The sequence below is a fragment of the Luteimicrobium xylanilyticum genome, from assembly GCF_009429125.1.
Lineage (GTDB): Bacteria > Actinomycetota > Actinomycetes > Actinomycetales > Cellulomonadaceae > Luteimicrobium > Luteimicrobium xylanilyticum.
In genome coordinates this window covers 2984947-3004405 of the sequence record NZ_CP045529.1, presented here as the reverse complement: position 1 = coordinate 3004405, position 19459 = coordinate 2984947, and the positions used below count along the sequence as shown (strand labels likewise).

Annotated in this window: 14 protein-coding genes; 4 read left to right on the top strand and 10 right to left on the bottom strand. The window is 73.8% G+C overall.

Going from position 1 to position 19459, the window contains the following annotated elements; genetic code table 11:
* The first annotated feature begins 63 nt into the window (after positions 1-63).
* Positions 64-3654 carry a bifunctional proline dehydrogenase/L-glutamate gamma-semialdehyde dehydrogenase gene (locus KDY119_RS13260; RefSeq protein ID WP_153022424.1) on the top strand — a complete coding sequence of 1197 codons (3591 nt, stop codon included), beginning with the start codon at positions 64-66 and terminating at the stop codon, positions 3652-3654.
* Positions 3655-3702: 48 nt separating this feature from the next.
* Here the strand turns inward: KDY119_RS13260 and KDY119_RS13255 are convergent, their stop codons facing one another.
* The 7 genes from KDY119_RS13255 to KDY119_RS13225 all read right to left on the bottom strand — a co-directional run bounded on the left by KDY119_RS13255 (position 3703) and on the right by KDY119_RS13225 (position 11725).
* On the bottom strand, positions 3703-4863 hold the full coding sequence (locus KDY119_RS13255; protein ID WP_036946802.1) for a DNA glycosylase AlkZ-like family protein: 1161 nt from the start codon (positions 4861-4863) through the stop codon (positions 3703-3705).
* A 50-nt stretch (positions 4864-4913) separates the two neighbouring features.
* On the bottom strand, positions 4914-5744 hold the full coding sequence (locus tag KDY119_RS13250) for a class I SAM-dependent methyltransferase (protein ID WP_036946799.1): 831 nt from the start codon (positions 5742-5744) through the stop codon (positions 4914-4916).
* A gap of 3 nt (positions 5745-5747) precedes the next feature.
* Entirely contained in the window at positions 5748-6770 is a 1023-nt protein-coding gene (locus KDY119_RS13245) for a LacI family DNA-binding transcriptional regulator (protein ID WP_036946797.1), read from the bottom strand.
* Positions 6771-6812: 42 nt separating this feature from the next.
* Positions 6813-8366, bottom strand: a complete 1554-nt coding sequence (locus tag KDY119_RS13240; RefSeq protein ID WP_083890597.1) for a GH1 family beta-glucosidase — start codon at positions 8364-8366, stop codon at positions 6813-6815.
* Positions 8363-9277, bottom strand: coding sequence for a carbohydrate ABC transporter permease (locus KDY119_RS13235; RefSeq protein ID WP_083890729.1), 915 nt, complete (start codon positions 9275-9277; stop codon positions 8363-8365). The genes KDY119_RS13240 and KDY119_RS13235 overlap by 4 nt, the downstream gene beginning before the upstream one ends.
* Positions 9274-10302 carry a carbohydrate ABC transporter permease gene (locus KDY119_RS13230; RefSeq protein ID WP_153022423.1) on the bottom strand — a complete coding sequence of 343 codons (1029 nt, stop codon included), beginning with the start codon at positions 10300-10302 and terminating at the stop codon, positions 9274-9276. The genes KDY119_RS13235 and KDY119_RS13230 overlap by 4 nt, the downstream gene beginning before the upstream one ends.
* 85 nt (positions 10303-10387) lie before the next feature.
* Positions 10388-11725: an ABC transporter substrate-binding protein gene (locus KDY119_RS13225; RefSeq protein ID WP_227994340.1), complete on the bottom strand. Its 1338-nt coding sequence runs from the start codon at positions 11723-11725 to the stop codon at positions 10388-10390.
* Between the two features lie 317 nt (positions 11726-12042).
* Between KDY119_RS13225 and KDY119_RS13220 the strand changes: the two genes are divergently transcribed.
* On the top strand, positions 12043-13506 hold the full coding sequence (locus KDY119_RS13220) for a sensor histidine kinase (protein ID WP_036946795.1): 1464 nt from the start codon (positions 12043-12045) through the stop codon (positions 13504-13506).
* Positions 13507-13587: 81 nt separating this feature from the next.
* On the opposite strand, the gene KDY119_RS13215 is transcribed toward KDY119_RS13220, so the two are convergent.
* Positions 13588-13836: a WhiB family transcriptional regulator gene (locus KDY119_RS13215; RefSeq protein WP_036946793.1), complete on the bottom strand. Its 249-nt coding sequence runs from the start codon at positions 13834-13836 to the stop codon at positions 13588-13590.
* A 345-nt stretch (positions 13837-14181) separates the two neighbouring features.
* Between KDY119_RS13215 and KDY119_RS13210 the strand changes: the two genes are divergently transcribed.
* Positions 14182-14607 (top strand): hypothetical protein, encoded by a 426-nt coding sequence (locus KDY119_RS13210; protein ID WP_153022421.1) that lies wholly within the window; start codon positions 14182-14184, stop codon positions 14605-14607.
* 15 nt (positions 14608-14622) lie between these two features.
* Here the strand turns inward: KDY119_RS13210 and KDY119_RS13205 are convergent, their stop codons facing one another.
* Together KDY119_RS13205 and KDY119_RS13200 are read right to left on the bottom strand one after the other, a co-directional pair.
* Complete coding sequence (locus KDY119_RS13205; RefSeq protein WP_153022420.1) at positions 14623-17208, bottom strand: FtsX-like permease family protein; 2586 nt, start codon at positions 17206-17208, stop codon at positions 14623-14625.
* Positions 17205-18038 (bottom strand): ABC transporter ATP-binding protein, encoded by an 834-nt coding sequence (locus tag KDY119_RS13200; protein WP_153022419.1) that lies wholly within the window; start codon positions 18036-18038, stop codon positions 17205-17207. Before KDY119_RS13200 ends, KDY119_RS13205 begins: the two co-directional genes overlap by 4 nt.
* 378 nt (positions 18039-18416) lie before the next feature.
* On the opposite strand from KDY119_RS13200, the gene KDY119_RS13195 reads away from it, so the two are divergent.
* The gene (locus tag KDY119_RS13195) at positions 18417-19367 is read left to right on the top strand and encodes a PDDEXK family nuclease (RefSeq protein WP_036946789.1); all 951 of its coding nucleotides are present in this window, start codon (positions 18417-18419) and stop codon (positions 19365-19367) included.
* Positions 19368-19459: the final 92 nt, after the last annotated feature.

Genomic DNA, 19459 nt, shown 5'->3' with positions numbered 1-19459 from the left:
GGGCTACGCACGTCGAGCGCGTCGAGACGTGCGTCACGGGCGGGGAGGCGGCACGCTGGGCGCATGACGCACCCTTCCGGCGGCCCCACCCCTGGCCGCGCGGCGGGACCCGACGGCCCCACCCTCGGCCGCTCGTCCACGCCCACCGCACCCGCCTCCGTCCCCGACGCAGCCGGCCCCCGCCTCGTGGACGACGCCGTCCGCCGCGCCCGTGCCTGGCTCGCCCGTGCACGGGCCGAGTCGGGCGGTGGCGTCCGGCGCGAGCAGCGGACCGCCGACCGCCTGGGCGCTCTCGTCTCCGACCCGGCGGGCCTCGAGCTCGCGCTGCGCTTCGTCGACGACGTCGCCCGCCCCCTCGATCTCGACGTCGCGGCGCGTGGGCTCGCCCGCCTGGGCGGGCTGGCGTCGGGCGTCGGGGAGCACGGCTCGAGCTTCCTCGGTCCCGTCGACCGGTTGCTGCTGCAGGCGGGGGCGCGGCTCGCGCCCACCGCGCCGCGCGTCGTCGTGCCCGCGGCCCGGCGCCGGCTGCGCCAGCTCGTCGGCCACCTCGTGGCCGATGCCGGCCCTGGCCTCGACGAGCACCTCGCCCGGACCCGCGCGCAGGGCTTCGGGCTCAACGTCAACCTGCTCGGCGAGGCCGTGCTCGGCGACGAGGAGGCACGCGCCCGGCTCGACCGCACCGTCGAGCTCGTGCGCCGCCCGTCGGTCGACTACGTGTCGGTCAAGGTGTCGTCGGTCGCGGCGCAGCTCGTCACCTGGGACCTCGACGGGTCGCGCGAGCGCGTCGTCGAGCGGCTGCTGCCCCTGTTCCGGGCGGCGCGCGACTCCGGGACGTTCGTCAACCTCGACATGGAGGAGTACCGCGACCTCGCGCTCACGGTCGCCGTGTTCGAGGACCTGCTGGGGCGTGACGAGCTGCTCGGGTACGAGGCGGGGATCGTCCTGCAGGCGTACCTGCCCGATGCCGTCGCCGCGCTGGACGAGCTCACGGCCTTCGCGCTGCGCCGCGTCGAACGGGGCGGGGCTCCGATCAAGGTGCGGCTCGTCAAGGGCGCGAACCTCGCGATGGAGCACGTCGAGGCCGAGCTGCACGACTGGGCGCCCGCGCCCTACGACAGCAAGGGAGAGACCGACGCGAACTACGTCCGGCTCCTGGTGCGCGCGCTCGACCCGGCGCGCACGCTCGGGGTCAGGATCGGCTGCGCGAGCCACAACCTCTTCCACGTCGCGTACGCCGTGGGGCTCGCCCGTGAGCGTGGGGTCACCGAGGCGCTCGACGTCGAGATGCTGCAGGGCATGGCACCCGCCGAGGCGCGGGCGGTCCGCGACGAGGTCGCGCGCGACAGGCAGCCCGGCAGCGTACATGGAGGGCGGGTCGTCCTGTACACGCCCGTCGTGCGGGACGAGGACTTCGACGTCGCGATCTCCTATCTCGTCCGCCGGCTCGACGAGAACGCCGCACCGGAGAACTTCCTGCACGCGATGTTCGCGGGCGACGACGCACCGACGGGCGGCGCGGACAGGGGGATCGCCAGCCAGGAGCGGGCCTTCCGCTCCGCCGTCGGGCGGGCCGCCGCCACGGTCCCGGACGACCTCACCCCACGCCGTCGCCCCCGCCCCACACCCGAGCCGGCAGAGCCGTCAGAGCCGGGCGAGGGTGGGGCCCCCGGAGCCTCCGACACGTTCGAGAACGCGCCCGACACCGACCCCGCCGTCGCGGCGTCCCGCGCGTGGGCGGCCGAGATCGTCTCGCGCGACCCGGCCGAGGCCGGCGCCCCGCGCACCGTCCCCCTGACGACGACGGCGCAGGTCGACGAGGTCGTGGCCCGTGCCGCCCGCCTCGCGCCCGGCTGGGCGGGGACCGCACCGTCCGTGCGGGCGCGCGTGCTCCGTGCGGCGGCCCGGCACCTCGAGGCGGCGCGCGCCGACCTCGTCGCCGCGATGGTCCACGAGCCCGGCAAGACGGTCGCCGAGGCCGACCCGGAGGTCAGCGAGGCCGTCGACTTCGCCGCCTGGTACGCGGGCTCCGCCGAACGCCTCGACCCGGCCCACCCCGAGGCGGTCCCCGGTGCCGTGTTCGAGCCGCGGGGCGTCACGCTCGTCACCCCGCCCTGGAACTTCCCCGTCTCGATCCCGGCGGGGGGCGTCCTCGCGGCGCTCGCGGCCGGCTCGCCGGTGATCGCGAAGCCCGCCCACCCGACGCCGCGGTGCTTCGAGGTCGTCGTCGACGCGATCCGGGCGGCGCTCGCGGAGTGCGGGGCCGACCCCGACGTGGTCCAGCTGGTGCGCGTCGCCGACGGCGAGGGCGAGGACGCGCCCGGGCGGCGGCTCGTCACCCACCCGGACGTCGAGCGCGTGGTGCTGACGGGCTCGATCGAGACCGCGCGCCTGTTCGCGTCGTGGCGCCCGGAGCGCGAGGTGCTCGCGGAGACGTCCGGCAAGAACGCGCTCGTCGTGACGCCTGCGGCGGATCCGGACCTGGCGGTCGCCGACATCGTGCGGTCCGCCTTCGGGCACGCCGGACAGAAGTGCTCCGCGGCCTCGCTCGTCATCCTGGTGGGAGCAGCGGGGGACCGCCGTACCCCGACGGGCGCGCGGCTGCGGCGTCAGCTCGTCGACGCCGTGGGCTCGCTCGCAGTCGGGCTCCCGACGGACCCGGGCGCGGTCATGGGGCCCCTCACCGAACCGGCCGAGGGCAAGCTGCTGCGCGCGCTCACGACGCTCGACCCGGGCGAGCGCTGGCTCGTGCGGCCCCGCCCCCTCGACGACGACCGCCTGTGGACGCCGGGCCTCAAGGAGGGCGTCGCTCCGGGCTCGTGGTTCCACCGGACGGAGTGCTTCGGCCCGGTCCTGGGTGTGCTGACGGCCGAGACCCTCGACGAGGCGATCGACCTGCAGAACGCCGTCGACTTCGGGCTGACCGCGGGGATCCACTCGCTCGACGAGGACGAGATCGACCACTGGCTCGACCGCGTCGAGGCCGGCAACGTCTACGTGAACCGTCACATCACGGGCGCGATCGTCCGGCGTCAGCCGTTCGGCGGCTGGAAGGCGAGCGTCGTGGGTCCGGGCGCCAAGGCGGGCGGCCCGCACTACGTCGCGCAGCTCGGGGCGTGGCGCGACGCGCTCGCGCCCGACGACGGCCCCGTCCCCTCGCGCGAGGAGGACCCCGCGGCGTGGCTCGCCTGGGCGGAGGCGGACGACCGCCGCGCATGGGACGCCGTGTTCTCGCGCGCGCACGACCCGTCCGACCTGCGCGCCGAGGAGAACAGCCTGCGCTACCGCCCCGTCGACGTCCTGACCGTGCGGGTCGGCGAGGGAGCGCGTGACGTGGAGGTGCGGCGCGTGCTGCACGCGGCGCGCACCGCCGGCGTTCCGGCCGTGGTGAGCGCGGCGCCGGGTGCCGCCGCCCCGGGCGCGCCCGAGGGCCACGAGGGGTTCGCGGCGCGGGTCGCGGCGGGCGAGGTGACGGGGCGGGTGCGCGTCGTCGGGCAGGCACCCGGCCTGCGCGAGGCCGCCGCCCGGAGAGCGGGCTTCGTGACGGTGCTCGATCATCCGGTGGTCGCGAGCGGTGAGCGCGAGCTCCTCGCGGTGGTCCGCGAGCAGGCGGTGAGCCGGGCCCGGCACCGGTACGGCCACGTGCAGCCCCGCTGAGGGGGCTGGTCCGCGACCGTCGGCGGACGGTGCCGAGAGCCCGGCAGCTCAGCCCTGGTCGACGCCGGCGAGCGTGACGCCGCGGAACGCGGCCAACCGCTCGGCCGCTTCCTGGACTGCCGACCACGTCCGGTCGCCGAGCGGGGCCCAGGGCTCGACGCGCACGGTCAGCCGCTTGCCCGAGGTCCGTGGCCGCCAGGTCCCGAGCACCTCGCCGTCCGAGGCGATGGCCCCCGGGCGCCCGAGCGCGCGCCACAGGTCCTTCCGGGCGGCGGCGTCGGGCACGAGGGTGCCACGGTCGCGGAGCTGGAGGTACGGGTCGTACGGGCCGAGGAGGTGGACCGCGTCGTGCGACCCGCCGGTGCCCGTCGGTGCCGGGTCCGGGGAGAGGGTCCACCGCGGCTCGGGCTTGCCCCGCAGCCGCGTGGGCTCGACGTCGCTCACCGTCACCTCGACGGCGTCCTCGGGCCAGTGCGCCTCGACGTCGCGCGCAGGCGCGTCGAGGTAGGCCGCGACCTCGCGCGCCGTCGCGGGTCCGAAGAACCGCAGGTAGGCACGGACGACGTCGAACTGCGGCTCGGCGTCGGTCCCCGGGCGTGCGAACGCGGGTGGCTCGAGGCCGGGCGCGCGCCGCAGGACGGGCGGGGACGTCCCGGGTTCGAGCTCGAGGCCACCCTGGAGCGCCGCGAGCCGGAAGGGCATCTCCCACGAGTGCGTCGCGTTGCACGGCGCGCACCAGCGGACCTGCTCCGGCCTCAGCCGCTCGGTGAGTCGCGTCGACAGCTCGCCCTTCACGGTGGGCTCGCCGACGATCTCCCGCTCGAGGTCGGCGATCTCGTGGAGCGAGTCGAGCACCGGGATGCCGGCCTCCCGCAGCGGCTTGGCGGCGTCGTACACGCGCTTCGCGGCGTCCTCGGGGGAGAACGGGGCCGTGGCGACGGCGACGGCGGCGAGGTCGCGCCGGCGGTAGGCGTGCGGAGCCCCCCGGAGCGTCCAGGCGAGGGAGAGGCCCGCCCACGGTTCGTCGTCCGCGAGGGTGAGCCCGCGGGTGACGAGGGACCAGAGGGCGCCGTCGCCACCCGTGTCCTGGACGCCGAGGTCGAGGACGGCAAGGTCGTCGAGGTCGCACACAGAGCCGGGCAGGGCGTCGAGTCCCTGGGTCTGCCAGCGGAGGGCGAGGACGTCGTGGCGAGTCAGCGCGTCGACCATCCCGGCATCCTACGGACGCCGTCCGACACGCGCAGGGGGCTTCGCGAGCGTCAGCGCCGGACGACGAGCAGCCGCGTCGCCATCCACGGTCCGGACCACCACAGCCGCCACCCGAGCCCGCGGTCCGTCTCGACGCGCGCCCCCGCGGCCGCCGCGACGGCCGCGTACTCCCGCACCCGCGAGATGTCGACGACGACCAGCCGGCCCCCGGGCCGCAGGACGCGCAGGGCCTCCCGGACGGCGTCGGCCCGGCCCTGCGCCGTCGGGACGTTGTGGATCGCGAGGCTCGCGGTGACCAGGTCGAACGTGTGGTCGTGGAACGGGAGCCGCGTCATGTCCGCGGTGTGCAGGGCGACCGTGCCCGCGGGCCGGCCGACGGGGTCGGAGTCGGGCAGGGCCTCGGGGATGCCGTTCGTTGCGAGGTTGCGGCGGGTCGCCGACGGGTCGTTGCCGGACTGGTCGACCGACCGCCACAGGTCGACGCCGTCGACGGTCCCGTGCGGCAGGCGCGACGCGAGCGCGACGGTGACGGCACCCCGCCCGCAGCCCAGGTCGAGTGCCCGCTCGTCGCCGCGCAGGTCGAGCTCGTCGAGCGCCTCGGCCCACACCTCGTGCTTGCCGCGCCGGCTCGCGCGCAGGTAGAGCCAGCCGCCGACGGCCCAGACGACGCACCCGACCCAGGTGTAGAGGAGCCAGACGACGAGCCCGGCGCCGACGTGCGTCGCGCGGGTCGCCGCGACGGCCGCGACGATCCCGCCGACGAGGAACAGGAGCGTGAGCCCGAACCACAAGAACGGGACCCACGGGGCGTCGATCCCGTACGAGCCGGGCGGCCGTCCGCGGTCGGCGGTCGGTCTCGGGCTCGCTCCGGACGGCGGCACGGTTCAGACCGACGCGCGCTCGACGAGCTCGGCGGGGTACAGGATCGGCCGGGTTGCGCGGCCGCGTCCCTCGAGCTCGTCGAGCAGCACGTTCGTCGCGGTGCGCGCCATCTGCTCGACGGGGTTGCGCAGCGTGGTCAGCGGTGGGGTCGTGGCCGCGGCGACGCCGAGGTCGTCGAAGCCGATCACGGACACGTCTCCCGGCACGGTGCGTCCGGCCGACTGGAGCACGCGCAACGCGCCCTGCGCCATGAGGTCGGAGGCGGCGAAGACGGCGTCGAGGTCGGGGTGGTCGTCGAGCAGGCGCTGCATGGCGATGGCGCCGCCGGTGAGGGTGAAGTCGCCGTCGGCGCTCGCCTTGACGTCGAGCCCGGCGTGGACGAGCGCAGCGCGCCAGCCCTCGAGCCGGTCGTGGCCGACGGACATGTCGAGCGGCCCTGCGATCGTGGCGATGCGGGTGCGGCCGGCGTCGACGAGGCGCTGCGTGGCGCGCCGGGCGGCGGCGACGTTGTCCACGTCGACGTAGACGAGGGACTCGGCCTCGACGGCGGGACGGCCGATGAAGACGGCGGGGAGGTGCGCGGCGAGGATCGCGTTCTCGAGCTCGTCGCCCTGGTGGTGAGAGGCGATGATCGCGCCGTCGACGTGCCCGCCCTTGAGGTAGCGGGCGATCCGGCCCGCGTGCTCGCCGGGACGGGCGATGAGCAGCACGAGCTGCAGGTCGGTGGCGTCGAGCGCGTGCCCGACGCCGCGCAGCGTGCCCGCGAGGAACGGGTCGGCGAGCACGCGCCCGTCGGGCTCGGGGATGACGAGCGCGACCGAGCCGGTGCGCCGGGTCACGAGGGACCGCGCCGCCCGGTTCGGCGTGTAGCCGAGCCGGGCGACGGCGGCGTCCACGGCCGCCTGGGCCTCGGGGGAGACACGGTCGCCGCCGTTGATGGCGCGCGACGCGGTCGAGCGCGACACACCCGCGGCCTGCGCGACCTCGTCGAGGGTCGGTGCCGTGCTCTGGCGGTCGATGCTCATCCGTGCATCATCCCGTCGTCCGAGTCCCGGGAACAACCGGTGTCACTCCTGCGTGTCGGACGGGAAGTCCAGGGCGGCAAGGCTCGCGGCGGGCAGCGGAGGGATCACGTTGCCGCGGGCGACGTCCGCGTACCACCGGCCCGACGCCTTGACCGTGCGCTCCTGGGTCTCGTAGTCGACCCGGACGACGCCGAACCGCTTGGAGTAGCCCCACGCCCACTCGTAGTTGTCGAGCAGGGACCACGCGAAGTACCCGCGCACGTCGGCGCCCGCGGTGATCGCGTCGTGGATGGCCCGCAGATGCAGGTCCACGAACGCGAGCCGGTCCTGGTCGTCGACCGAGCCGTCCGCGCCGACGACGTCGTCGTAGGCAGCGCCGTTCTCCGTCACGAAGAGCGCGATGCCGCGCTCGCCCGTGTACTCCTCGTGGACCCGGGTCAGCACCCGCGTGAGCCCCTCGGGCTGCACCTCCCAGTCCTGGTCCGTGACGGGGAGGGGGCGTGGGTGCACGTGCACGCCGTCGGCGGCCGGGTACGGGGACGACGTCGGGCGCGGGACGGGGGCGCTGCCGTGCAGCTCGCGCTCCGGGGCCCGGTAGGAGACGGCCTCACCGTGGTAGTAGTTCACGCCGAGCGTGTCGATCGGCGTCGAGACCACGGCCAGGTCGCCGTCGTGCACGACGTCGTCGACGACCCCGTCCAGCCCGACCTCCGCGAGGTCGGTCAGGAGGTCGGCGGGGTACGCGCCGCGCAGGATCGGGTCGAGGAACACCCGGTTGAACTGCGCGTCGATCCGGCGGGCCGCGTCGCGGTCGCGCTCGTCCGAGGGGTCGACCGGGTCGGCGACCGTCAGGTTGAGCGTGATCCCGAGGTTCGCGCTCGGTGCCCGACGGCGCAGCTCGGCCGTCGCGAGCCCGTGGCCGAGCATGAGGTGGTGCGCGGCGGCGAGGCCGGCCTCGCGGGAGCGGCGCCCGGGGGCGTGCGCGCCCGCCGTGTAGCTGAGGAACGACGAGCACCACGGCTCGTTGAGCGTCGTCCACACCCCGACCCGGTCGCCGAGCGCGTCGTGCACGTCGGCGGCGTACTCGGCGAACCGGTAGGCCGTGTCGCGGTTGGTCCAGCCGCCGTGCTCCTCGAGGGCCTGGGGGAGGTCCCAGTGGTACAGCGTGACCCAGGGGAGGATCTCGTGGGAGAGGAGCTCGTCGACGAGCCGCGAGTAGAAGTCGAGGCCCTTGGCGTTGACCGGCCCGCCGTCGGGCCGCACGCGCGACCACGACGTCGAGAACCGGTACGTGCCCAGGCCGAGCCCGGCCATCAGGGCGACGTCGTCGGCGTAGCGGTGGTAGTGGTCGCACGCGACCTCGCCGTCGTCGCCGGCCACGACCGCCCCGGGGACGCGGGCGAACGCGTCCCAGATCGAGTCGGTGCGCCCGTCGAGGTGGGCGGCGCCCTCGATCTGGTAGGCGGCGGTCGCCGCGCCCCACAGGAACCCGTCGGGCATCCGCACGGTCGCGTCGGGAGGGGTCGCCTCCGCGAGCGGCACGCCGGGCGCGGGGGCCGTGGCGAGCGGGTGGGTGGTCGTAGGCCTGGGGGTCATCCCTTGACGGCTCCTTGCATGATGCCGGCCACGAGCTGGCGCCCGGCGAGGATGAACACGATGATCAGCGGCGCGGTCGTGAGGAACACGCCCGCCATGACCAGCGAGTAGTCGGTGTGGAAGCTGCCCTGCAGGAGCTTGACGACGACCGGAAGGGTGGCGTTGTCCTGGGAGAGCACGATCGACGGCCAGAAGAAGTTCGTCCACTGCTGGATGAAGGTGAAGAGCGCCAGCATGGCGGCCGCGGGCCGGGCCGCGGGCAGGGCCACCGACCAGAACGTGCGGATCATCGACGCACCGTCGACGCGGGCCGCCTCGATGAGCTCGTAGGGAAGCGCCGACTCGAGGTACTGGGTCATCCAGAACACGCCGAACGCGGACACGAGGGCCGGGACGATGACGGCCTGGATCTGGTTCTGCCAGCCGAGGTCCGAGACGATGATCCAGAGCGGGATGACGCCGAGCTGGGTCGGGACGGCCGTCGTCGCGATGACGAAGACGAGCAGGCCGCGTCGGCCCTTGAACCGGAGCTTCGCGAACGAGAAGCCGGCGAGCGTCGAGAACAGCACGACGGACAGGGATGTGACGACCGAGATGATGACCGAGTTCGACAGGGCCCGCATGAAGTCGAACGACCCGTTGTCGATGACGGCGCGGAACCGGTCGAAGATGATCGCGTCCGGCAGCCACTGCGGGATGACGTGCTGGGAGATGGTCGTCTGGTCCGAGGAGCCGAGGAGCAGCGTGTAGTAGAGCGGCGCGATCGACACCAGCACGACGATGCCGAGGATGGTGTAGGTGAGCCAGCGCGGGCGCCGGTTCGATCCGAACCCGCCGTTGCCCTGGCGCCGCGCTGCTGCGCGGGCGGCTCCCTTGCCGGCGGTCTGGGCGGTCATGGGGACGGAGCTCATCGGGTGGCCCCCTTCCGGGCGGTGCTGCGCCGCTTGGCGGGCTTGCCGCCGCGGTTCTCGGAGGTGGAGATCCGTGACGACACGAAGTAGTTGACGAGGGCGAAGATCACGATGACGACGAACAGCAGCCAGGCGACGGCGGCGGCGCGGCCCAGGTTCTGCTGGGGCCCCCAGCCGAGGTTCCACAGGTACATCGTCGTGGTCTCCCACTGGTGGCTCGGGCCGCCGGTGCCGTAGACGTCGAACGTGCGGGGCTCGTCGAAGATCTGCAGGCCGCCGATGGTCGAGGTGATGACGACGAAGATGATCGTGGCGCGGATCTGCGGGAGCGTGATCGAGAAGAACTGGCGCATCCGACCGGCGCCGTCGATCACGGCTGCCTCGTAGAGGTCGTGCGGCACGGCCTGCATGGCCGCGAGGAAGATCAGCGTGTTGTAGCCGACCCAGCGGAAGTTCACCATGGTCGCGATCGCGGACCAGCTCGCGAAGGTGTTGCTGTGCCAGCCGATCTTCGGCAGACCGATCGCGTGGAGCGCCGTGTTGATCACGCCGTACTGGTCGGCGAAGAGCTGGCCGAAGATCAGGCCGACCGCGACGGGCGCGACGATGTAGGGGATCAGCACGCCCATGCGCCAGAACGTCTTGGCGCGGATGTTCTGGTTGAGGATCGCTGCCAGGACGATCGCGATGATGACCTGCGGGACGCTCGACAGCACGAAGATCATGAAGGTGTTGCGCAGCGAGAGCCAGAACTCGCTCTGCTGGAAGACGGCCGTGAAGTTGTCGAGGCCGATGTAGCCGGCGTCACCGCCGATGAGCGTCCAGTGGTGCAGCGAGACCCAGCCCGTGTAGAGCAGCGGGAAGAGGCCGGTGATCGCGAAGATGATGAAGAAGGGCGAGACGTACAGGTACGGCGAGACCTTCACGTCCCAGCGGCTCAGGCGCTGGGAGAAGCCGACCCGCCGGCGCCGCTTCTCGGGCGGCCCGACGCGCGGCGGCGTGGGTGCGGTGGTCAGGGCGGTCATGGGTTCTTCCTCTGGGCGTATGGGTGACGGGGCTGGGGCCCGGGCCGGCGTGCGCCGGCCCGGGCCCCGCGGCGTGCGAGGTGCGTCAGCCGAGGCCGAGCGCCTTGTACGCGTCGACTGCCGCGTTCCAGTTGCTCTCGACGCTGCCCTTGCCCTGGACGTCATACGCGACGAGGGCGTCCGTGACGGCCTTGTTGATCGTGAAGTAGTTCGGGCCCTTGAACGGGGTCACGGTCACCGCCGCCGCCCGGTCGGCGTTGATCTTCCCGACGGGAGCGTTGTTGAAGAACTTGTTGACGGAGTTCGCGACCGTGTCGGACTTCTCGGCCTCGATCTGGCTCGGGTAGTTGTTCGCGTTCTTGTACGCGGACTCCTGCTGCTCAGGGGCGGTGAGCCAGGCAGCGAACTCCTTCGCGGCGGCGGTGTGCTTGCCGCTCGCCGGGACGACCAGGAACGAGCCGCCCCAGTTGCCGCCGCCGCCGGGGAAGACGTTGGCGATGTTCCAGCCGGTGACGCCGCCCGAGTTGTCCTTGATGTTGGACGTCATCCACGGCGGGCAGGCCATGGTCGCGAACCCGTCGTTCTGGAAGGACTTGCTCCAGTCGTCCGTCCACTCCTGGTGGTGCGCCGAGAGGCCCTTGTCCTTCGACTCGGTCGCGACCTTCTCGAAGAGCGCCTTGATGTCGGTGTTCGTCGCGAGGTCCTTGGGCGTGCCGTCCGAGTTCTCGTACGGGTTGGCGATCTGGCCGACCATGGCCTGGTACGTGCCGTCGGGGCTGTCGTACCAGGCGACCTTGCCGCCGGACTTCTTCACGAAGTCCTCGCCGACCTGGAAGTACTTGTCCCAGGTGGCGTCCTTGCCGCCGAGGAGCTTCGCGACCTCGTCAGGGGAGGACGGAAGGCCGTACTTCTTGAACAGGTCCTGGCGGTAGCAGATGGCCTCGGGCCCGATGTCGGTGCCGTAGCCGAGGAGCTTGCCGTCGGACGTCGTGGCCTGCTTGGTCTTCCAGTCGAGCCAGCGGTCCTTGAGCGCGGGGTCTGACAGGTCGGTGAACTTGTCCGCGTACTGGAGCACGGTCGGCATCCAGTCGACGTCGGCGGCCTGCACGTCGGCGAGGCCGGCACCGCCGGCGGCCAGCTTGGTGGTGAAGTTCTTCTTCGCGTCGTCGGAGGTCGCGGCGATCTCCTGCTTGACGGTCACGTTCGGGTGCGACTTCGTGTACTCGTCCAGGAGGTCCTGGGTGTAGCCGAAGTTGTTGAACGTCGCGATCGTGAGAGTGATCTTCTCGTTCGGGTCCTGCGTCTTCGCGGAGGTCGAGCCGCTGCCGGAGCTGCACGCGGTCAGCGTGAGCGCCAGGGCGGCAACAGAGACTCCGGCCACGACGAGGCGGCGGGCGGAGCGTGACGGACGGTGCGTCAGCACGGTGACTCCCTTGTCGATGGGTTGTTCAGATCGGGTTGGGAGCGCTACCACCGCGGAGGGTGGGAGCGCTTCCATCCGAGGACCAACCGTCGTGCCGAACCCCGCTTCCTGTCAAGCGCCCGACCCCTGCGGTGGCCGGCCCGCGATCGGGGGCGGGAGCAAAAGTGCTGGTCACGGAGCTGCGCAAGGTCAGGATGAGTCCGAATCGTTATCCCCGACACACCGGACCGCGATCCCCCGTCGCGCCGTGACCGCCACTCGTGCGGGTGGTGGGATCTCGCGCGCGCTCGCGTGCGTAGGCTGGGGTCGTGCCTGCCATGAGCGACCTCATCACCTCCGACGTGGATCTCACCCCCGCCGACGCCGAGTGGTTGCACCTGCTCGTGGGGGACTGGCAGGTCGTGTCCGACCTCGCGTTCGCCGACCTCGTGCTGTGGGTGCCGACGCGGGACGGCTCGTTCGAGGCGATCGCCCAGGCCCGGCCCTCCACCGGGGCGACCGTGCACTACGACGACGTCGTCGGGACGCGCCCTCCCGAGGGTCAGCTCCCTCAGCTCACCAAGGCCCTCACGACGCGCGAGATCCACCGGGCCCGCGAACCGCGCTGGCTGGGCGCCTACGCGGTCCGGGAGGAGGCGATCCCGGTCGTCCACGACGGGCGCGCCATCGCCGTCCTGGCCCGGCAGACGAACCTCGGCTCGGGCCGCACGCCCAGCCGGCTCGAGCTCAACTACGTCGAGGCCGCCGACGACATCGTCGCGATGATCGCGCGCGGCGAGTTCCCGTCACCCGGGGCGGCGACCGGGCAGCGGCGCGGCGCCCCGCGCGTCGGCGACGGCCTCCTGCGGCTGAACTCCGAGGGCGAGGTGCTCTACGCGAGCCCCAACGCGCTGAGCTGCTTCCACCGGCTCGGCGTGATCGGGCCGCTCGTCGGGCGGGCCCTCATCGAGATCACCACGGACCTCATCGAGCACCAGCCGAAGTCGACGGTCGACGAGGCGATGCCGCTCGTGGTCATGGGCCGCGCGCCGTGGCGGACCGAGATCGAGGCCCGCGGCGTCATGCTCTCCCTGCGGGCGCTGCCGCTCACCGAGCACGGCCAGCGCATCGGCGCGGTGCTGCTGTGCCGGGACGTCACCGAGCTGCGACGACGCGAGCGGGACCTCATCACCAAGGACGCGACGATCCGCGAGATCCACCACCGCGTGAAGAACAACCTCCAGACCGTGGCGGCGCTGCTGCGGCTGCAGGCCCGGCGCATGGACGTGCCCGAGGCACGCGAGGCGCTCGAGGAGGCCATGCGGCGCGTCGCGACGATCGCGATGGTCCACGAGAGCCTGTCGCAGACGCTCGACGAGGAGGTCGAGTTCGACGACATGGTGTCGCGCGCGCTGCGTCTCGCGGCCGACGTCGCGTCCGCCGACACGCACGTGCGCACGGTGCGGGAGGGCGGCTTCGGGCTCGTCCCGGCGCAGGACGCGACCCCGCTCGCGCTGGTGCTGACGGAGCTGGTGACGAACGCCGTCGAGCACGGGTTCCCCGGGCGCCCGACGGGCACCGTCGAGATCGTCGCGGAGCGCTCGGAGCGCTCGCTCAAGGTCGTGGTGCGCGACGACGGCGTGGGCCTCGTCGACGGCAAGGGACCCATGTCCGGGCTCGGCACGCAGATCGTCAACACGCTCGTCTCGAACGAGCTCGGTGGGACCATCACGTGGAAGGACCGCGAGGGCGGCGGAACCGTGGTCGAGCTGGAGGTCCGCCTGCGCGTCGGCGGCAAGTGAGCTGGGCCGGCGCCGTCGGGCCCGGACGTGACGAAGGCCGCCACCCCCGAGGGGTGACGGCCTTCGTCCAACGTGGTGGTGTCAGCCGGCGCGGCGGGCGCGCGCGGTGCGGCGCTTGAGCGCGCGGCGCTCGTCCTCCGACATGCCGCCCCAGACGCCCGCGTCCTGACCCGACTCGAGCGCCCACTTCAGGCAGGTGTCGACGACCTCGCACCGGCGGCAGACGGCCTTGGCCTCCTCGATCTGCAGCAGGGCCGGACCGGTGTTGCCGATCGGGAAGAAGAGCTCCGGGTCCTCGTCGAGGCATGCGGCACGGTGACGCCAGTCCATCTCACGCTCCTTGTGGGCGGGGGAGATCCCTCGGCGAGCAGACCGGTGGGCGCGACAGAGCAAAGCCAGAGGGGGCTTGGTGCGGGTGACGCGGAAGGTGCGTCGTGTCGAACGTCCGGGCGAACTCGCTTCTGGGTTCTGCGGGGGTTGTTGACTCTGAAATCAAGTCTCCCCGGAGGAGGCGCCCCGCACAAGAGTTACGACAAGGTTTCTTCGGGATGACCGCGAGATCTTGGTCACACGTCCCACTTCGTCGGCGGCGACCGGGCGGGGCAGGCCCGCGGACCGTCCACCCGGCCGTACCGCTCCGAGCCCCCCGGCCGAGCCGTGCGGGACAATGGCCCGATGAGCACCCCCGCCCCGCCGCCCAGCCGGCCCGAGCGTCCCTGGACCCTCCGCTGCCTCGTCGGGGGGACGCTCCTCGAAGGGGTCGGCCTCGCGGTCGGGGCGGTGGTCGTCCTGGTCGAGCTCGTGCGGGGCAAGTCCGACGCCGCCGGTACGAGCATCGCGCTCGTCGTCCTCGCGCTGGCCCTCGCCGCCCTCCTCGGCGTGGCCGGGCGGGCGCTGCACAGCGGCGCGCGGTGGGCGCGGTCGCCCGTCGCCACCTGGCAGATCCTCCAGGCGCTCGTCGGCGTGACGTGGTGGCAGGAGACCCGGTCGCCGTGGGCCGGGGTGCTCGTCCTCGTCTCGGTCGTGCTGCTCGTCCTCCTCATGGTCCCGAGCGTCGTCGCTCTCACGACCGATCGCGCACCCCGGGACGGGGACTCGTAGCCTCGCCGACCGCGTCTACTCGACGGCGAGCGCCGCCACCGGCGACGTCCTGGCCGCACTGCGCCCGGGCAGGACGGACGCGACGAGCCCGGCGACGAGCGCGACGACGAGGACCACGCCGAGCGTCGCCCACGGCACGACGAGGGGCGACGGGCCGAAGCTGCCCAGCGCTGCGGCGGCTCCCGCCCACCCGTAGACGATGCCGAGGACGATCCCGACGACGGCGCCGACCCCGGCGATGAGCATGCCCTCCTGTGCGAGCATCCACCGCAGCTGGCCGCGGGTGAGCCCGATGGCCCGGAGCGTCGCGGACTCGCGACGCCGTTCGAGGACGGACAGGGACAAGGTGTTGGCGACGCCGACGAGCGCGATCACGACGGCCACCGCGAGCAGGCCGAGGACGATCGCGAGGATCGTGTCGACGACCTTCTCCATCGACGCGTGCTCCGCCGCAGGCCCGACGACGCCGATCGACGAGTCCTCGGCCGCGACGGTGTCCTGGACGGCGGCGAGCGTGTCGGCCGCGTCGGCGTGGTCCGCGAACGCGAGCCAGGCGGTCCCGGTCACGGCGTGCGGGGCGAGGCGGGCGAGCACCGCGGGCGTGACGTAGACGTCGCCGGCGCTGATGGTCGCCACGTGGACCTTCAGACGCACGCCTGCACCCGTCGGATCGCCGTTCGAGTCGGTCGCGTGCAGGGTGACGGTGTCGCCGTCGTGGAGCGTGGTGTTCCCCACGTCGGCCTGCATGCGGTCGACGACGATGCTCGTGTCGTCGAGACCCGCGAACACCGCCGGGTTCCGGACGACGGCCCGGGCCGACGCCGGGTCGACGCCGAACAGCGCGACCCCGGAGGTCTCCTTGCCGATCTCGAGCTCGCCGCCGGTGCTGGCGAGCGGGACGACCCGGCGCACGCCGTCCGTCTCGGCGAGGCGGGTGCGGAGCGCCGGGGTGAGCCCGGGACCGTCCTCCCCGTCGTAGGACTGGACGACGGCGTCGACGGGGTAGTGCTCGTCGAGCGTGGAGCCGAGCGTGACCCGGGCGCTCGCGGCGCCCGTGGCCATCATCGCGACCAGGGTGACGCCGATGAGGAGCGCGGTGCTGGTCGCCGTCGTGCGGCGGGGGTTGCGGAGCGTGTTGGCGGAGGCGAGCCGCGAGCTGGCGCCGGCCTTGCCGAGCATCGCGCCCGCGGCGTGCACGACGCGCGGCATCCAGAACACGGACCCGACGAGGATGCCGAGGAACGAGGTGGCCCCGCCGACCACGCCGACGGCGAGCCCGATCTCGGGCGACCCGTGCGTCCCGGCGAGCACCGCGGCCCCGAGGAGCCCCAGCCCACCGACGGTCGCGAGGAGCGCGAGCACCCCGCGGACCTTCCCGGCGCGGGTGGTCAGCGTCGGCGCGTCGGACGGGCGCAGCGCCGCGAGGGGCGCGACGCGGGTCGCGGCGCGCGCCGGCGCGAGGCTCGCGACGACGGTGACGACGGTCCCGACGACGAGCGGCACGAGCACCGACGTCGCCGACACCTCGATGGTGCGGGGGAGCGGCGTCGTCGTGCGGGTGCGGAGGATGCTGAGGACCGTCTGGGCGAGGGCGGTGCCGAGAGCGACGCCGACGATCGAGCCCACCAGGCCCAGCACGGTGGCCTCGAAGACGACCGACCGACCGAGCTGCCCCTTGGACGAGCCGACGCACCGCAGGAGCGCGAGGGTGCGCGCGCGCTGCGCGACGAGCACCTGGAACGTGTTCGCGATGACGAGCGCTGCGACGACGAGCGCGATCGCCGCGAAGGTGAGGACGACCCACGTGAAGACGTCGTCGTCGCCGGTGGCCTGCGCCGCGAGCTCGCGGGCGAGGGCGTCGCGCGTGAGGACACGGGCGCCGTCGGGCAGGGAGAGGGCGTCGAGCGCGGCCGTGGCCTGCGCCGTGGAGGTGCCGGGGTCGAGCGCGACCAGGACGTCGGAGTAGGCGACGGCGGCAGCGGAGCCGTAGTCGTGGGCCAGCCAGCCGCCGAGCCGCGCGGCGGTGACGATGCCGGCGCCGCCCGCGTCCGTCCACGCCCCGTACGGGTCGTCGAGCGTCCCGACGACGCGGAGCCGGTAGGTGTGGTCGGGGGCCTGGGTGCCCTTGTCGTCGTAGCTGCCGGCGACCTTCACCGTGACGGTGTCCCCGACGGTGACGCCGAGGCGCTCGGCCTGGCCCACGGGAAGGGCTACCTCGTCGTCGGCGGACGGGAACGCGCCGTCGTGCACGCGCTGCGGCTCGAGGCGCAAGTCGGTGGTGGTTCCGGTGAACTCCGCGTTGATGGTCTTGCCGTGGGCGGAGATGTCCTCGCCCGTCACGGCGAGGGGAGCTGCCGCGGCGACGCCGGGGGTCGCGGCGACCGCCTTCAGGTCCGCGGGCCGGAGCTGGTCGCCGTCGGTCGTCACGACGAGGTCCGCCCGGGCGTACGGCGCGGCGACCGAGTCGGTCGTCGCGGTGCGGATGAGGTCGGACGCGACCAGGGTCGCCGCGACGAAGCCGGTGCCGATCGCGATCGCGATGCCGGCCGCGGCCAGACGTGCGACGCTGCGGCGCATCTGCGCGAGCGTGAGCCGGATCATCGGACGGCCACCGCGGCGTCGTCGAGCGAGCGGAGGGCGTCGAGGCCGGCGAGCGCGGCCTCGGGGGTCGGGTCCTGGATGTCGCCGGCGACGCGGCCGTCCGCGAGCAGGACGACGCGGTCCGCGTACGCCGCGGCGGACGGGTCGTGCGTGACCATGACGATCGTGCGGCCGAGCTCGCGCACCGAGCGGCGCAGGAAGCTCAGCACCTCCGCGCCGGAGCGCGAGTCCAGGTTGCCCGTCGGCTCGTCCGCGAACACGACCTCGGGCTTCGTGATGAGGGCGCGGGCGATCGCGACCCGCTGCTGCTGGCCGCCCGACAGCTCCGACGGCCGGTGCGTGAGGCGCTGCCCCAGACCGAGCGTCTCGACGAGGATCTCGAGCCACGCGCGGTCCACGGTGCCGTTCGCGAGCTCGACCGGGAGCGTGATGTTCTGCTCGGCCGTGAACATGGGCAGCAGGTTGAACGACTGGAACACGAAGCCCACCCGCTCACGGCGCAGCAGCGTGAGCTCCTTGTCGCTGAGGCCCGTGACCTCCGTGCCGCCCAGGTACGCGCTGCCGCTCGACGCCGAGTCGAGCCCGGCGAGCAGGTGCATGAGCGTCGACTTGCCCGAGCCCGACGGCCCCATGATCGCCGTGAACGCGCCTGCCTCGAAGTCGACGTCGACGGCGTCGAGCGCGCGCACCGTCGCCTCGCCGCGGCCGTACGTCTTGGTCAGGGCGCGGGCCCGGACGGCGACCGGGGTCGCGGGGGGCCCGGGGACGGCCGCCGGCGGGACGGGCGTCGTCGGTGGCGTCGGCGGGGCGGGCTGGTCGGACGGGGCCACGGTGGCTCCTTCGGTCGGTGCACGGTCGGGACGGGCCCGGGGCGGGCCGTGCCCTCGACGCTACGGGCGGCGTGCCGGCGCCCGCGTCGCCCGGCGGTCGGGTCGGCGCGCGGCCCGGGTCATCCTCAGGTCGTACCCGGTCCGTCGGTGCGTCCCCCCGGGCGCGTGTCAGGCGGTGGCGGGGCCGGGAGGACGTGTGCGCCTGACAGGTCCTGGGTGCCCGACGACGGCGCTCACCCAGGTGCACGCGGCCGGACCGGTCGGTGGCGCGTCAGGGGCCCCGCGACGGCCGTCGCCGTTCCTGTGGACACGAGCCCTTGTCCACAGCGGCGGTACCGGGCGGCGCAGGGACGCCGAGCCTCGCGGCACCTTGGCCCGATGACAGGTCGAGCCGACGTCCTCACCCTCGTGCCTGGTCTGCGTGCGCTCGCAGCGCGCCAGCACGGCGTCTGCTCGCGTCGTCAGCTCGCGGCGCTCGGTATCACGGACGACCACGTCGCCTCGCACGTGGCGGCCAGGCGGTGGCGCACGGTGTCGTCACGGGTGGTGGTGCTGCACCGGGGGCCGCTCGGTCGTCGGGCGCTGTGCTGGGTGGCGGTGCTCGGTGCCGGGCCCGCGCCGACCGCACTCGCCGCGTGGACGGCGCTGGAACTGCACGGGATCGAGCGCTGGCGGCGGGAGCCGATCCACGCCGTGGTCCCGCGCGGGACGCGGATCGCCCGGTACCCGTGGCTCGTCGTGCACGAGTCGCGGCGGCACGACACCGACGACGTCGCTCGTCTGGGCGGGCTCCCGGTGCACCGGATCGAGCGCGCCGCGATCGACGCGGCGGCGTGGCAGCCGTCGTGGCGCACCGCCTCGGGGCTGATGGCCGCCGTCGCGCAGCAGCGGCTCACGACACCGGACGCGGTGCTCGGCGAGCTGGAGCGTGCGGGCCGGATCCGGCACCGGCGCACCATGCAGCTCGCGCTGCTCGACGTGCTCGGCGGCGCGCAGTCGCTCGAGGAGATCGACTTCGCCCGCCTGTGCCGACGCGCGGGGCTGGCGGAGCCGTCGCGGCAGGAGCGCCGTCGGGACGCCCGCGGCAAGGTGCGGTTCCTCGACGTGGAGTGGCGGCTGCGCGGCGGTGGCCGGCTGATCGTGGAGGTGGACGGCGTCGGGCACCTGGAGCGCGAGCAGTGGTACGACGACCTCCTGCGCGACGCGGAGCTGGGCTCGGACGCGCGCACCTTACGGATCCGCATCCCCGCCGGGGCGGCACGGCACGAGCCGGAGCGCGTGCTCGCGATCGTCAGGCGCCACCTCGCTGCCCTCTCGACCCGTGTCTGAACCCGGGCCGTCAGGCGGGGGCGGTGGTGGGGTGCGGCGAGCGCCTGACAACACGCGGGAGCCCGTGAGGTGTCAGGCGGGGGCGGTGGTGG

Coding starts and splice junctions, on each gene's coding strand:
- KDY119_RS13260 (WP_153022424.1), top strand. CDS start 64: ATGACGCACCCTTCCGGCGGCCCCACCCCTGGCCGCGCGGCGGGACCC.
- KDY119_RS13255 (WP_036946802.1), bottom strand. CDS start 4,863: ATGGTCGACGCGCTGACTCGCCACGACGTCCTCGCCCTCCGCTGGCAG.
- KDY119_RS13245 (WP_036946797.1), bottom strand. CDS start 6,770: ATGAGCATCGACCGCCAGAGCACGGCACCGACCCTCGACGAGGTCGCG.
- KDY119_RS13240 (WP_083890597.1), bottom strand. CDS start 8,366: ATGACCCCCAGGCCTACGACCACCCACCCGCTCGCCACGGCCCCCGCG.
- KDY119_RS13235 (WP_083890729.1), bottom strand. CDS start 9,277: ATGAGCTCCGTCCCCATGACCGCCCAGACCGCCGGCAAGGGAGCCGCC.
- KDY119_RS13230 (WP_153022423.1), bottom strand. CDS start 10,302: ATGACCGCCCTGACCACCGCACCCACGCCGCCGCGCGTCGGGCCGCCC.
- KDY119_RS13220 (WP_036946795.1), top strand. CDS start 12,043: ATGAGCGACCTCATCACCTCCGACGTGGATCTCACCCCCGCCGACGCC.
- KDY119_RS13215 (WP_036946793.1), bottom strand. CDS start 13,836: ATGGACTGGCGTCACCGTGCCGCATGCCTCGACGAGGACCCGGAGCTC.
- KDY119_RS13210 (WP_153022421.1), top strand. CDS start 14,182: ATGAGCACCCCCGCCCCGCCGCCCAGCCGGCCCGAGCGTCCCTGGACC.
- KDY119_RS13205 (WP_153022420.1), bottom strand. CDS start 17,208: ATGATCCGGCTCACGCTCGCGCAGATGCGCCGCAGCGTCGCACGTCTG.
- KDY119_RS13195 (WP_036946789.1), top strand. CDS start 18,417: ATGACAGGTCGAGCCGACGTCCTCACCCTCGTGCCTGGTCTGCGTGCG.